This window comes from Vibrio sp. B183 (genome assembly GCF_000740665.1).
Lineage (GTDB): Bacteria > Pseudomonadota > Gammaproteobacteria > Enterobacterales > Vibrionaceae > Vibrio > Vibrio coralliilyticus.
Genome location: NZ_JPQB01000003.1, coordinates 225,916 through 239,263, shown reverse-complemented (window position 1 = coordinate 239,263; position 13,348 = coordinate 225,916). Strand labels below are relative to the sequence as shown.

The following is a 13,348-nucleotide window of genomic DNA, read 5'->3' as shown; positions in this document are numbered from 1 at the left end:
TAAAGTTACTTTTATCAATAACGAAGGTAAAAAAAAGAATGAATTCCGTATCTCATAAAAACACTATTATTAATAAGTGCCATAAAGATTCCCATGCAAAGGTAAGCAATATGAGCTTGATTAGAGGACTATTACTCATTTCACTTTTACTTTCCCGCCCAGTTTTCGCGCAAACTTTCACATGGTGCGCGTTTTACAATTGGCCACCATGGATTTATCCCGTTGATGACACCTATGCGGGAGTACTAATTGATCAACTTGCTGTATTTCAGCGGCAAAACCCTAACACTCAAGTGGAAGCTCGGGTTATAAAAAACTGGAAGCGTTGCCAGGCTGAAGTAGAGAGAGGCAAGGTGGATGTCGTGCTTGGGGCCTATAAGACACCAGAGCGAGAAGCCCTCTATCATTACGTCCCTGAGCCAGCTCTTATGATTCAATCTTCGGTCATCGCTTACGCGTTAGAGGATAATCAAGACATTCGTATGGCGGCGGCCTTGGAAGATCTCACCTATTTTAGGCTTGGGGCGATTAAGGGTAACGCGAGAGGGCAAGTGGTGGATGAATACATTCGTCGGCTCTCTGGTCACCAAATCATGGAGCTAGGCTCACAAGCGCAGATACTTAAGATGGTGAGTGTGGGAAGGTTGGATTACTTCTTTCTAGAAGCTGAGTTAGAGGAAGTGGTTGCTAAAAGCCTTAAGCAGTTCCCTGAATTGTCGGCGGTTCGCTTTAGAAAAGTGCTTGAGGTGCCTCGGTCAACGCCTGCGTATTATTTGATAAGTAAGAAAACGGAAAATTACACTCTTTATTCCGATAAACTGGTGGCCGCGATTCGGCAGTACTATCAAGAAGTAGATAGTCAAAAGGAAATATTGCGGCATCTTAGGCAGAGTCAATCCCGTCTGCCCTCACCCTAATTTCAATGGCCTCATCGAAAAATAAGACGAGCCATGCACGCAAGAGCCGGCTCATCTTCATCTACACTCTAAATGACTTTTCAAAGGTAAATGGAGCTCGTTGTGGTGCTTAAATGGCGATGGTACCTTCTGCTTATCAGTCTGCACAGTCAGGCTTATGCTCAGGATACATGCTCGACGCTCTCCATCAGTGGTGACATGACTTGGTACCCGTATTCTCTATTCAACCAAAGTGGCGATCTTAAAGGGCTCATAGCAGAAATTACATACCGAGTGTTTAGTGAGTTGGGCGTGAAAGTCAGTGTTGAGCCTCCCGTCCCATGGAAAAGACAACTGAAAAAGCTGGAGTATGGCCAATTGGATGCCATAACAGGCATGTACTATACCCCTGAAAGGGCGAAAATCTATCTTTTCCCACAACCTATTGCACAAGACGCCATGCATGTTTTTGTGGCGTCTGAACGAAATTTCACCTTCAACAGTTGGGAAGACTTAAAAGATAAAACGGGCGCCTTGCCCTCAGGCGCTGGCATTGCAACCAGCGCAGAGTTTGACAAATATGCAAGGCAACACCTAGATATTCTTGGTGCCACGGATACAGAGCAGATGCTTCATATGCTCAGTGCCGCGAGAGTGGATTATGTGGTGGCATCATACGCGGATGGTATGTATTACCTCTCTCAAATGGGATTGACTAACAAAATTGAAGTAAAGCCCACTCCCATTATTGTGAACAATGTGTATTTGGCTTTTTCAAAACGTTCGCGGTGCGCTGCAATGATAGAAGTATTCAATGAAAAATATCGGCAGTTGCTTGAAGACAATACACTTAAGGGGCTTTATCTCAAATACCACTCTCTCCCTCCTCCTGAGCCTTAGTGGCTGACAACTCATGTAAAGCGTCATGTGAAGCGGGCTGCGTTTTCGCACTGGCATTTCATATCAATAAGTGGTGGCATTTTGTAGTGGTTTCACTCAGTGTAACCGATAGCGCAAGATTCAGAAGAGGTCATTTCTACTTAGTCCGAGGATTCGGATGTGGTTGAGAAGGCTTAGGTATTACTGACTCAAGCCATTCTGGTTCATGAAGATATAGCCAGTAGAATGCTGCGTTGCACTCTCGCTTGATATCTTTTCGAATCTTTAAGGTGACAAAACGGTCGCTGAGTTGGCTCAAAAATACAACCTTCACGCGAACCAAATCTCTACATGGAAAAAGGAGCTGCTAGAAAATGCTGCTATGATTTTTGCTTCTGAAAGTCAGTTGAGCAAAGATAACACCGAAGAAGTGGATAAGCTTCATGCCAAGATCGGTCAGTTGACCATGGAAAATGATTTTTTGGCCAGAGTGCTCGGTCGTTAGACCGAGCCCAGCGAAAACTCTCGCTGGTTAAATCCACACCATTGCCAATTAAACGCCAATGTGAACTGCTCAATATGGCTCGTTCAACGGCTTACTATCAGCCTATCGGACTCTCCGTTGAGGAAATTGAATTACGCCGTATCATCGACGAAATTCACCTTCAGTATCCCTTCATGGGGAGTCGACGCGTTCGAACTGAGTTGGCAAAAAAGGGGCATAACGTTAATCGTAAACGCGTCATTCGGCTCATGCGCGATATGGGCATTGGAGCGATTTACCCCAAACCCAAAACGACACTGGCAAACAAAGCACACAAGGTTTACCCCTATCTGTTGCGTAATGTTGAAGTCACTTACCCGAACCAAGCGTGGGCGATTGATATCACCTACATCCCAATGGCTAAAGGGTTCCTGTACTTAGTTGCCATTATTGACTGGTATAGCCGTAAAGTATTGTCCTGGCGGCTATCTAACACTATGGATACGAGCTTTCGCATCGAAACTCTTGAGGAAGCGCTTAAGCATTATGGACCGCCAGATATCTTCAACTCAGATCAAGGCAGTCAGTTTACTAGCTCTGAGTTCACACAGAAATTAACTGATCATGGTGTACGGATTAGCATGGATGGAAAAGGTCGCTGGGTCGACAACGTTTTTATCGAACGATTATGGCGTAGCCTGAAATATGAGGAGGTTTACTTAAAAGCTTACACGACACCGCGTGAAGCCGAGCTTGAAATCGGTAACTACATGGTGTTTTATAATGAAGAGCGTAACCATCAAGGACTCAATGACCTTACTCCTGATGAAGCCTACTTCGGCAGGCAAAGATACGCGGCATAAGCTGGATCAACCACTTAAGAAATTAGCTTATGTGTCCAACCATTGGGGTCCACTTCTGCCACAACATATACTCTACCCAATTCGATAGAGTATATTATAGCTTAGTGTACAAACTTTATTATTCCAAATGACATGTTTGTACAAACTTTTTCAACAGTGTACAAACTTTATTGTTCCAAAACATTTAGTGATTAGCTAAACGTGCTTCTGATTACTTATTTGGGTGCGAATTACTTGGTAATGTAGAGAAGCAGTTCGACTATATACTAATGAATTTATAGAGTTTTTTATTAGTTTAGCTGAGTGCGAAATTTACGAATTTTGACATTAGAAAATTTACATCGAAAAGGAGCTTGGCCGGACGCCTCAAAACTGTGTTGGAGTAAGTTCTCTTAGCATTTCTACTGGCTGCCTTTGACTGAACTGAGTTTTGAAACTACTGAGAACGGTTACAGAATGGCTCTAGAAAATTATATATTCTATGTGCGGCCAAATAATACTCCTGAAGGTAATGTGCTTGAACAATTTGCTTTTTATTGAAGCACATGAAGAAAACACTACCCCGTATAACTTGCCGCTCTATGAACAAATAGGACACCAGCATAAGAACACTTGTGTAAGTGTGAAACTAAATACTGCGTTGGGCACAGAGCCAAGAATATGTGATTGTGTTGCACAATCAGTTACATATATATTGAATGAAACAGTTCTTTCAAGGTTAAATGATGACAACAGAGCAAGTTTCTGCCAGTACACAACGTCTTATCAATGCGTTTCCACACGGAACGGTCCCCTCACTAGATGATACAAACCCCATTTACGAGTTGCTTGAAAAGACTTTTTATGAGGCCCGTGTGATTGGTTCTTCCGAAGGTTGCTATATGCCAATGCCTTTTCCTACTGGTGTGGGTAAAACGCACAATACGTTGTCATTAATTATCAAAGCAACTTTAGATGATATTGAGCAAGAACTGACTTTAAGCGAAGACTACGAACCGAGGACCATCTACTACATTACCAATTCTGTCGATAATGTGTTGGAAGCCTATAACAATCTGGTGACAAGGGTAAAAGAGAGTAACTTTCTCGATGAGATCCAAAAAGCCACCGTTATTGAGCGTTTTCTTTACGCACCTTCAAACTCCCGCTCGTTACTCGATATGTTGGATCATAAAAATGATGCCCTGGACAAAATTTTCACTCTGTTTGAGGTTGAGGAAAATGCAGCGTTAATGAACAGCATTGATCAACTGCGAAGTGAACAGAGCGTGCTCAATGTTAATCTCTCCGCAGCGCAAAAGATGACCCTCACTCAGCGCATTACTGATACTGCTAATGAATGTTATTCAGCACTCATACGGCACATTCAAAAAATACAATTAGGTGATAACCCAGTATCCTTGACCGAAAGAAATGTTGCGCTATTGAGTACACTTATTCCGGGAGTAAAAGTAGAAACTGGTGTCGCCCGGGTTGTATTCATGACTACCAAAAAGTTTCTATATGGGCTACAGCAATCCAAAGGCAAGTTTCACCCCGCAAGTCATCTTGGTAACAGCATGTTATTAATTGATGAAGTCGATCGGCAGCATCAGGAAATGTTGACGCATTTAGTGTCATCCAATGATACGGACTTACTTGCAACTCTACGTACCATTCATTCCAATCTAAAAGAGCAGAAACTCTGTACGAAACCACAGTACGATGGCATCGAGGAAATGTTTGAAAAGTATCTTGATAACGTCAAAGAGTTTTTTGAGAAATGGTCGCTTCAGTACTCTTTCGATGTGCATCCTAGTGTCATTAAAGAAAACAAGGAGATCCTATTATTTAGTGACACAATGACGACACACATTACCAGCGTAAAAGGAAGGTTGGCATTCAGTTTTAACAATGCTCATCAACAACATGAGATCTCACACTATGGCCAGTTTGAAGACCGTACAGAAAATGACTTCCCTAAATTTCTTGGTGGCCTTGAGCGTCTGGTCAATCGAACATTCCACTCTTTGGTTCGTCGAGCAGAAGAGCGGTACAGAGAGAACCGTTCAAAGAACATGTCTGAATATGAGCTTCGTCAGTTAACCTCATCACAGGCGATAGCCAGCATTCTAGATCAGCTCAATCTTCATAGCCTGCGTCAGCAATTGAATCAGCAGCTAAACTATCTAGTTGGTAGGAAATTTAGCCCTCGCAGAAGCGCGGCTAACTACCATACTCGAGGCATACGCATGATCGAAGTGGACCGACCCTCGGAAGCTCAAGATTCGGTCATGTTCAAACATCATGGTTATAGCATGTCTCCAACTGGCATGCTGGCAGCGTGGGTAGAGTCAGGGGGCTGTATCCTGGGAGTTAGTGCGACCGCGGAATGCCCCTCGGTCATCCATAATTTTGACATAAAGTACCTGGAGCGAAGCTTGGGTTCTAATTTTATTCGATTGTCCCGGTCTGAACGCAGTGCAATTCGTACTTACTATGAGAGTGAGCGTAATTACAGTGGGAGGGGGGTTGAAATCTTGCCAAGTCATGTTGAACACGATTATGTATTTATTCGAGACCTTCTTGGGCAGTGGAACCCTAAAGCCAAAAATAGAGAGCTACTTTATTGTTCATTGTTCCAATGTACAGAACAGCAGATTGATTTCAATTTAAGCTGGTTAAGCAAGCTATGTAAGACCATACAAAAGTTCGCACAATGCCCCAATAATCGCTACATGCTTGGTATGCTGAATCGTGGCATTAAAGGTGACTTAAGCCAGTTCCTAACCTGGTATGGAAAAAATCTTTCTGAGAATATACAAGACCCCATAAAGGTAGTCACTGGCATCAATGCACATTTTCTTAAGCAAGGGCTATTTGATAAAGAGGTTATTTCGCACCTTGAGAACCAGCCAGGAAAAGTGATAGCCATTACGGCGTATCAGACCATGTCATCAGGTAAGAATCCGGATTACAAGTTTGACCCCAGATTTGAAAATGAATCATTGAGACATGTGGGACATCGAAGCCACGAACGAGCCGATATCGACTTCATGTATCTTGAAGAACCAACTAATCTAATCTCAGTCGAGGGTAAACCTGAGACTCGCACGAGCGATCGCTTATTGCTTTTAAGTTACGGGATGGCGTTGCAGCAAGCCGGTATACTCCCCCCTAAAAGCAGTAACATATGGGCACATAAAGTTGTGACACACAGCAGTCCCTTTAACTTATGCAGAGAGTTAAAGGGTCAGTTTTACCAAAAAGATTCAACCGATAGTATCAATGCTATTTTTCGGGTGATTGAGCAAGCCGTTGGGCGGGCGGCTCGAGCTGAAATGAAACGAGAGTCAGTCTATATCGTTGCGGATTCATTACTGGTTCAGTTGCTATCCAAAGACGAGCGCGATGTATCCCTCTTTTCTCATGAATACCGAGAGCTTGTCGCCTATGCCAAGCAACAATTTGGCATGTTAAACCCCCCCGTTGATCGAGAAGCTAAGCGTCGCCAGAACTTAGCGATATTGCACACGGGGCGCTCTCTGGGCGCCATAGAACGAATGTTATATCGAATCAATGAACAACAGAACTCTGATCATATTGAAGACTGGAAGTCGTTGAGACACAACGTGCTAAAGGTGCCGGCCTCTGTAGAAGCGCCTACTTATGAGGAATACTACGTCCAGTCTCCAGAAGACAGTGGTTATTGCTACACCCCTGCTTTGAATGAACGGCATTCGGATGACTACCGGTTCTTTGAACTGGCTGTTGCCCCTATCAAGCGAGTGAGTGAGCTACGTTCCTTGCTACCAATCTTTATGCGAAATGAAATTGCGAAGGCCCATTTTGAATCGAAGGGGTTTGCAACTCAATGGGCACCAGATGCACGTTATGTGCTAACTCCTCCCATGTTTATCAACATCTATTTAGGGGCGTTAGGAGAGGAAGTTGGTAAAGCTATCTTCAAACATTATGAGTTCAGCTTTGAATCTCTGCCGGTTGAGCACTTTGAGATGTTTGACGAAATCATTGTTCGAAAAGGGAACAAAGCTCTCATTGATTTTAAACATTGGGATCTTGTCTCTGTGCGCTCATTGCCAGATGAGAAACGTAAAAAAACCATGGCTGACTTGAGTAAGAAACTGTCGGCACTTGAGCTAAACAAGCTAGTGGTCTGCAACATGCTTAAGCAAGGAGATGAGACCGTATCGTACTACGATTCAGATTTTAACTCATTGCCTAGCCACGTAGGGGCATCAATTATCGCTATCCCGAGTTTAATCAATAAGCATGATGGTAGCGTCGATATAGACTCAATTACAGCGCTGTCTCGCTGGTTGGACATCTAAAGGAGTAACTAACGTGTCGAAAGAAATTTTGGTAAACCGTATTAATGTTCAATTTAACGATGAGCAAATTGATGGGCGCTTTGATTTTTTTAAAATCAACTGTGATCTGAGAGGCAAGCAAGCTTATGGCAAGGCTGTGACGACAATTTACGAGGAGGTAAAGCCATTGTCTCTTTGTAAGACACAGGATGGGTACGCCGTACTTGTTGAAAAAGGTGCAGCCCACACTCTCAATGACTCTAACTATGCGGTTACCCGTCAAACCTCAGCGGATATGGCGATCAGTTCTAAGGCTAAACTGCTCATCGGTGCATTACCAGTACTGCAAAGCGATCACCAAAAGTGCTCCGAAGGGGCTGGGCTTTATTATCTATGTGATGTTGAACCTGTGCGAAAGGTTGATGTACTACGAACCTATGAAGTAAAAATCGAGTATGAGCAAAAACAGCATCTCGTATTGAACATAGTGTCTGCCACATTTACTCCTGTGAGTTATCACACCAATGCTGAAGGCAAATTATATGGTGATTGCACCTACTTACCCAAGTTGAAGTTCGGCCAATGGACTCAAGAACTCACTCGTTCTCAAGAGGGGGAATACATTAAGAAAAGACATCGTGACAAAAGGATGAGTGGGGAAATGGTCTCGTTAGATACGAAGAACCCGGGTAAGTACTGGCGATCAAAAATGGGTGTGTTGGCAACGTTTATGGAAGACGTCAAACGCCATCTTTCTGATTATATGCAGATCGAATTTGAAACCTTGTCCCCCCAGTATCGTGCTCGATTCAAAGATCAGGACATCAAGTTGGCTTATCGTGCCATCAATGACCTACTAACAGAATACCCAATTAACATAGTTAATCTAACCGATTGCGATTGTATTGAACTGGAACATGCTTTAGAAAAAGATGGATTTCGAGTCACTCATTCCGCGGATGTCAAACCCAAGACATTGAACCTAGCGATTCACCATGACCCAGACTACTACGAATCGAGAGGCTTGCCTGATCCATATAAGCAATTGCGAGCCGAAACGGATGTGATCATTCAATCTGCTTACCCTCAAACCCTTATTAAAAAAGGAAAACTGTCACAGTCCCAGTATGAAGCGTGTAAGAAAGAGCTTTTCGTGAAACTAGAAGTGATGAATGGTGAACTCTTACTGGTTAGGCCTAAGGGAAACTGGCTATTTGTGTTATGCCATCAAATAGATAGAAACACGAAAGTCTATGACACCCTGCTCGTAAATGGCGGTAAGCTTTCCTTTGAACGAGTTGATGAACGCAGAGCTCAAGATCTATTCCTGCTGGATTTACCACGGCAGCTTAAAAACAATGAGCATGCTGTTGTTGATTTAGCGTCGAGTGATGCCTTTATTTTTGAAGATACCAAGTATGTAGCACTACCTGAGTATCAACAGTTAGCGAAAGTAATGAGTGAGCTTGCGGACGGCTACGCCAGCGGCATTAAGCGCACTTGGGTTGAAGAATTTCTCGAACGACTTAATGCAGGTGATATTGAAGTGGTTAATCCTAAAATGGTAGCAGATCGCTTGCAAACGCTCCTACTTCGAAATCCAGCCTCAACGACCTTGTATAAAGAGGCGATTTTTAATGATAAAGACAACGCCATTGCCTACAAGGGTAGCCTACAAACCTTTTTCGATTGGGTTGCCGAAGAAAAAGGACTTCGTCTAGCGGCGTCATTGAAAGGGCAAGACTCTGGGCTTATAGAGGCGTCACTAGGTTTTTTCTATAACGATGAAGAAAAGCTGTATTTTGTTGGTGATAAAGACAATGTCAAAAGCTTACCTCGATTCTGCCGAATCAGACGAATTTTGACTGACGCTGCAGAAACCCCGGAGGAGTTACTTAAGATGATGAGAGTTTTCCATATTCGTCATAAGCAGGCAACGGTATACCCATTCCCATTTAAACATTTGAGAGAGCTGGCTTTGGCGGCAGGTACACCATCTCAGCTTAAGCATTGATACCTTTGTTTTTATCACCATGGACGTGTGCCCATAGTGGCACACATCATGTTATACTCTAACTTAAGCAGCGTGACTGCCTAAATCTGGTCCAATAAAAGAAGCTAGCTCTTCTACTGTGACAGCTGTTAGTTTCGGTGCTGAAGAACGGTACGAATTCAAAAACTCAATCGCTCGATCATGTTTCAACAACTCACTTCCGCCACAAACAACTAAGTAGTCATCATAAGAAGATCTCGCAGCGTCCATAACGGTATAGCCAAGTTTCTCTATTGCAGTACCACTGGATTCTTGAAACTTGGCAACAACCTGAATTGTACGCATTGGCGTAAGTACAACAAAGTGCGCATAGTCACTTTTCTCCGGAAAAATGCTCGGATATTTGACATTACGCTGGTATGTCATTGGTTGATTAGACATACTTTCAGAAAAGCCGAGTTCCTGAAAAGTACTAGAAATGTCGTTTAGTAGATCTTTTCTACACATTCGTAGTTACCTCAATAAAATTCATTCCCCCGGATACAGGGACGAATCCGGGGAAAACATGTCGCTCCTTCAAATTTTTGTTAAAGAAACGGCTCGTAATATTGAGGTGAACATTGAAGAAAGGTACTATCATCGTTCTCAAAGGTTGATAGTCTGTTCTTCAATGGACAAACACCTAGGTGTTGTGCCTTATTAGTTCTGTTGGCGCAGAAAAAATAAATCACCTCACAAGAAAAGCACTTTTCAGTCAAACTGATAAGTGCTTTTTTATTTTTCCTTTCTAACTCCTTTAAATGGTTTACCGTCACTTTTGACGTCCATGAATCGTCCAGTGTTTGCATCACGTTTAACCCAATAGCCAGAACCAGTTTGAGTTTGTGAACGTTCACGAACAGCACCATTGCGGCGGTTATCACCGACTTTTCCGTTAGTTGCCATAAGCAACCTCCTATCGTTTTATCCGTTGAAGACCCATTCTCCAACTTTGATCGATGGTATGATCAAAAAATAACCGCGTCAATGGTGACGTTTAATTTTTATAAGTGAAATAAAATAAGATTAATACTAACAAATAGAACAGACGAAAAATAAGCCCTATAAAGTAGACTCAAAATGAATGCTAGAGTAATATTTATATCACATATATAGAGAGAAACACCGACGATGCTTACCTACAAAGAACTTAAAGATAAACATACAAATAACGCAGATCGTCTAGCATATATAGACTTTATGCTGCGCTTTACCGGTATTGTTAAACGTTCTGACATCGGCGAGATGTTTAACTTATCCGACGCTGCCGCTTCAAAAGTTTTAGCAGATTACAGTAATGTTTGTGACAAGAATATTGAGTACAACAGAAGTGTTAGAGCTAACGCTATTGTTAGGGATACCTATGAGCCTCTTATCAATTTAGATGCGGAAACAGCATTGGGGATGCTTGCTAATGGCTTCAATAAGAACAAGCTATCTCAGCCAGCTAAAGCGACTATCCCATTTGAGAAAATAGGTCGGGTACCAAACAAACTCTCAACCAAATTTATAGCAAGAATAACTAGAGCAATTAATGGTAAATACGCAATTAGTTGCGAATATCGCTCAGAGAACAGTGATAATCATGACAGACGTACGATCATTCCACTTGCGATGATGCACGATGGTGTGAACTGGATGTTTAGAGGCTATCATCGGAGCGATGAAAGCAACGTATTCTTTAAGAACTTCCATTTTTCTAGAGCCCAAGAAGTAATTGAGCATTTTGATGATAAAGAATACAAGGCATTGCCTCATGAAAGCCTAGAATCTGACAAGGAATGGAACTTAGTTCTTCCTCTTCAATTGAGAATCCATCCTGATAGGGACGAAGATCAGAAAAGACGAATCAGAACAGATTTTGGTATCCTTGAAGGCAAAGACGATCTAACCACATCTGTACGTTGTGCATTTCTTTGGATTATGGAAAAAGAATGGTTCATCGATAGCAGAACCGATGAACAGAAATTAGACACAAAAACATCGAGATTCTACAAGTTTGAGCTTTTAAATGCGGAAATGCTGAAGCTTGTGAAGGCTAGTAATCTTTAAGTGGAACGCCTTGATTATAAAAGGAATACAAAATACCGATGCTTGGTGCCTCCGGTTTTAGGCAATTAAGTAATGATTAATACCTGTAAGCTCAAGTCTGAATTAGTACTGTTCAAACCGTGATCACCGTAAACAAAGAACTGATGCTCCGATCGACTAAGTACATGTACCCCTTACAAAGAATACATTTCGACATAAAAACAAACTTAAGTACATGTACTACTACATAAAAAACGTTAAGTAGAAATTTTATTTTACATTTAAAATCAAATTGTTACTGAAAAAAACCTTAATTGACGATGTTCAGGATTTTATCGTATCAACATTTCCGCGGTACATGGTTATACCGCTGGCTCTAGGTTAGCCAAAAACTCCGCTACACTCTCGGCAAGAATATCGCGTTTATCAGTACCCAATCGTTCGAGAATAACGTTACCTGTCAGGTTACAAATGGAAATCACGTCCAATTCTGCATCGGTTGCTGCGATGAAAACCGTTGGCTTCAGTTTCAATCGACGCTGAGTGACTAGGTGACCAAGAATGTTTTCCTGCAAACGAACAAAATCTTCATCACTCCATACCTGAAGTAGCGTCAGCTCGTTCCCATTCCAAGTCGCCTCCATATCCGCACTGTACTGCGAACCATAGAAGGTTTTAATGTCTTGATGCAGTGCCAGTTCGATACCGTTTTCAACATTAGTGAAATCCGCTGGATGCTCACGCTCATATGCCTGCCATTCAACGTAATCAGTCTGCTTTTCTTCAACGCAAGGTGACACGAGATCCACCAGCTCTTCGCTTCTTGGCAAATGTCCATGGGCGTCAAGACAGCTCTGACGGTACTTTTCACTGAACGAGCACAGCGCTTGCAAGGCAGTTTCAGCCATTAGATTCTCCAATTGAGTCTTCGAATGTTCGCTTTTAACGACAGGATTGCGTAAAATTCTCGCCATTCTAATCCAAATCTATGCAAAGTATGAGCAAATATTCTGACGCAAAGGAACTGGCGGGATTAACGCTCGGTCAAAAAACCGAATACGCCAACCAATACGACGCTTCTTTACTTCAACCTGTACCACGCAGCTTAAACCGCGATGACCTAAATCTGGGTGATGAGTTGCCATTTCAGGGCTGTGATATCTGGACACTGTACGAGCTGTCTTGGTTGAACGAGAAAGGCCTGCCACAGGTAGCCATTGGCGACGTGTCCATTCCTGCGACCAGTGCTAACCTGATTGAATCTAAGTCCTTTAAGTTGTACCTCAACAGCTTTAACCAAACCCGCTTTAGCTCATGGGATCAGGTTGAACAAACATTAGCGAAGGATCTCTCCCACTGTGCAGGTGAAGAGGTTTCAGTCACTATTCGTTCTGTCGTCGACTATACCGACAGTGTGGTCGTGACAATGGACGGTGACTGCATTGATGATCAGGATATTGAGATTGAGAGCTACGAGTTTGATACCAGCTTGCTAGAAGGTGCCGCCGAACAAGAACACGTCTCGGAAAGTCTGCATAGCCATCTTCTCAAATCCAACTGTCTGATCACTAACCAGCCAGATTGGGGCAGTGTAGAGATTCAGTATCAGGGTCAAAAAATCAATCGTGAAGCTCTGTTACGCTACCTAGTGTCATTCCGTGAACACAATGAGTTCCATGAGCAGTGCGTCGAACGTATTTTCACTGACATTATGAAATACTGTCAGCCAGAAAAGCTAACCGTGTACGCTCGATACACGCGCCGCGGTGGTCTGGATATCAACCCTTACCGTTCAACCGAGCAGGCTCTGCCTACTCATAACCAAAGTATGGCACGTCAATAAGGATTGGACT

General features: G+C 42.8%; 9 protein-coding genes and 1 pseudogene. 7 read left to right on the top strand and 3 right to left on the bottom strand.

Features of this window, described 5'->3' with window-relative positions; genetic code table 11:
• The 5 genes and pseudogenes from IX95_RS02970 to IX95_RS02945 form a co-directional block, all read left to right on the top strand.
• The coding region (locus tag IX95_RS02970) for a substrate-binding periplasmic protein (RefSeq protein WP_235202565.1) at positions 1–917 on the top strand (917 nt) is incomplete at its 5' end.
• A gap of 102 nt (positions 918–1,019) precedes the next feature.
• Positions 1,020–1,796 (top strand): substrate-binding periplasmic protein, encoded by a 777-nt coding sequence (locus IX95_RS02965; protein WP_038156639.1) that lies wholly within the window; start codon positions 1,020–1,022, stop codon positions 1,794–1,796.
• 268 nt (positions 1,797–2,064) lie between these two features.
• Positions 2,065–3,122 (top strand): annotated as a pseudogene (locus tag IX95_RS02955) (IS3 family transposase); the annotation flags it as partial.
• Positions 3,123–3,847: 725 nt separating this feature from the next.
• Positions 3,848–7,453, top strand: a complete 3,606-nt coding sequence (locus IX95_RS02950) for a hypothetical protein (RefSeq protein ID WP_038156632.1) — start codon at positions 3,848–3,850, stop codon at positions 7,451–7,453.
• A 13-nt stretch (positions 7,454–7,466) separates the two neighbouring features.
• Entirely contained in the window at positions 7,467–9,446 is a 1,980-nt protein-coding gene (locus IX95_RS02945) for a hypothetical protein (protein ID WP_038156630.1), read from the top strand.
• 63 nt (positions 9,447–9,509) lie between these two features.
• Here the strand turns inward: IX95_RS02945 and IX95_RS02940 are convergent, their stop codons facing one another.
• Both IX95_RS02940 and IX95_RS26610 read right to left on the bottom strand, forming a co-directional pair.
• Positions 9,510–9,932 (bottom strand): PD-(D/E)XK nuclease superfamily protein, encoded by a 423-nt coding sequence (locus IX95_RS02940; protein WP_038156627.1) that lies wholly within the window; start codon positions 9,930–9,932, stop codon positions 9,510–9,512.
• Positions 9,933–10,199: 267 nt separating this feature from the next.
• On the bottom strand, positions 10,200–10,370 hold the full coding sequence (locus IX95_RS26610) for a hypothetical protein (RefSeq protein ID WP_200876929.1): 171 nt from the start codon (positions 10,368–10,370) through the stop codon (positions 10,200–10,202).
• Positions 10,371–10,595: 225 nt separating this feature from the next.
• Here IX95_RS26610 and IX95_RS02935 point away from each other — a divergent pair, with 225 nt between their 5' ends.
• Positions 10,596–11,516 carry a WYL domain-containing protein gene (locus IX95_RS02935; RefSeq protein ID WP_038156625.1) on the top strand — a complete coding sequence of 307 codons (921 nt, stop codon included), beginning with the start codon at positions 10,596–10,598 and terminating at the stop codon, positions 11,514–11,516.
• Positions 11,517–11,857: 341 nt separating this feature from the next.
• Here IX95_RS02935 and syd read toward each other — a convergent pair whose 3' ends face one another.
• The gene (gene syd / locus IX95_RS02930) at positions 11,858–12,403 is read right to left on the bottom strand and encodes a SecY-interacting protein (protein WP_038156623.1); all 546 of its coding nucleotides are present in this window, start codon (positions 12,401–12,403) and stop codon (positions 11,858–11,860) included.
• Between the two features lie 89 nt (positions 12,404–12,492).
• On the opposite strand from syd, the gene queF reads away from it, so the two are divergent.
• Positions 12,493–13,338, top strand: coding sequence for an NADPH-dependent 7-cyano-7-deazaguanine reductase QueF (gene queF, locus IX95_RS02925; RefSeq protein WP_038156677.1), 846 nt, complete (start codon positions 12,493–12,495; stop codon positions 13,336–13,338).
• Positions 13,339–13,348 lie beyond the last annotated feature (10 nt).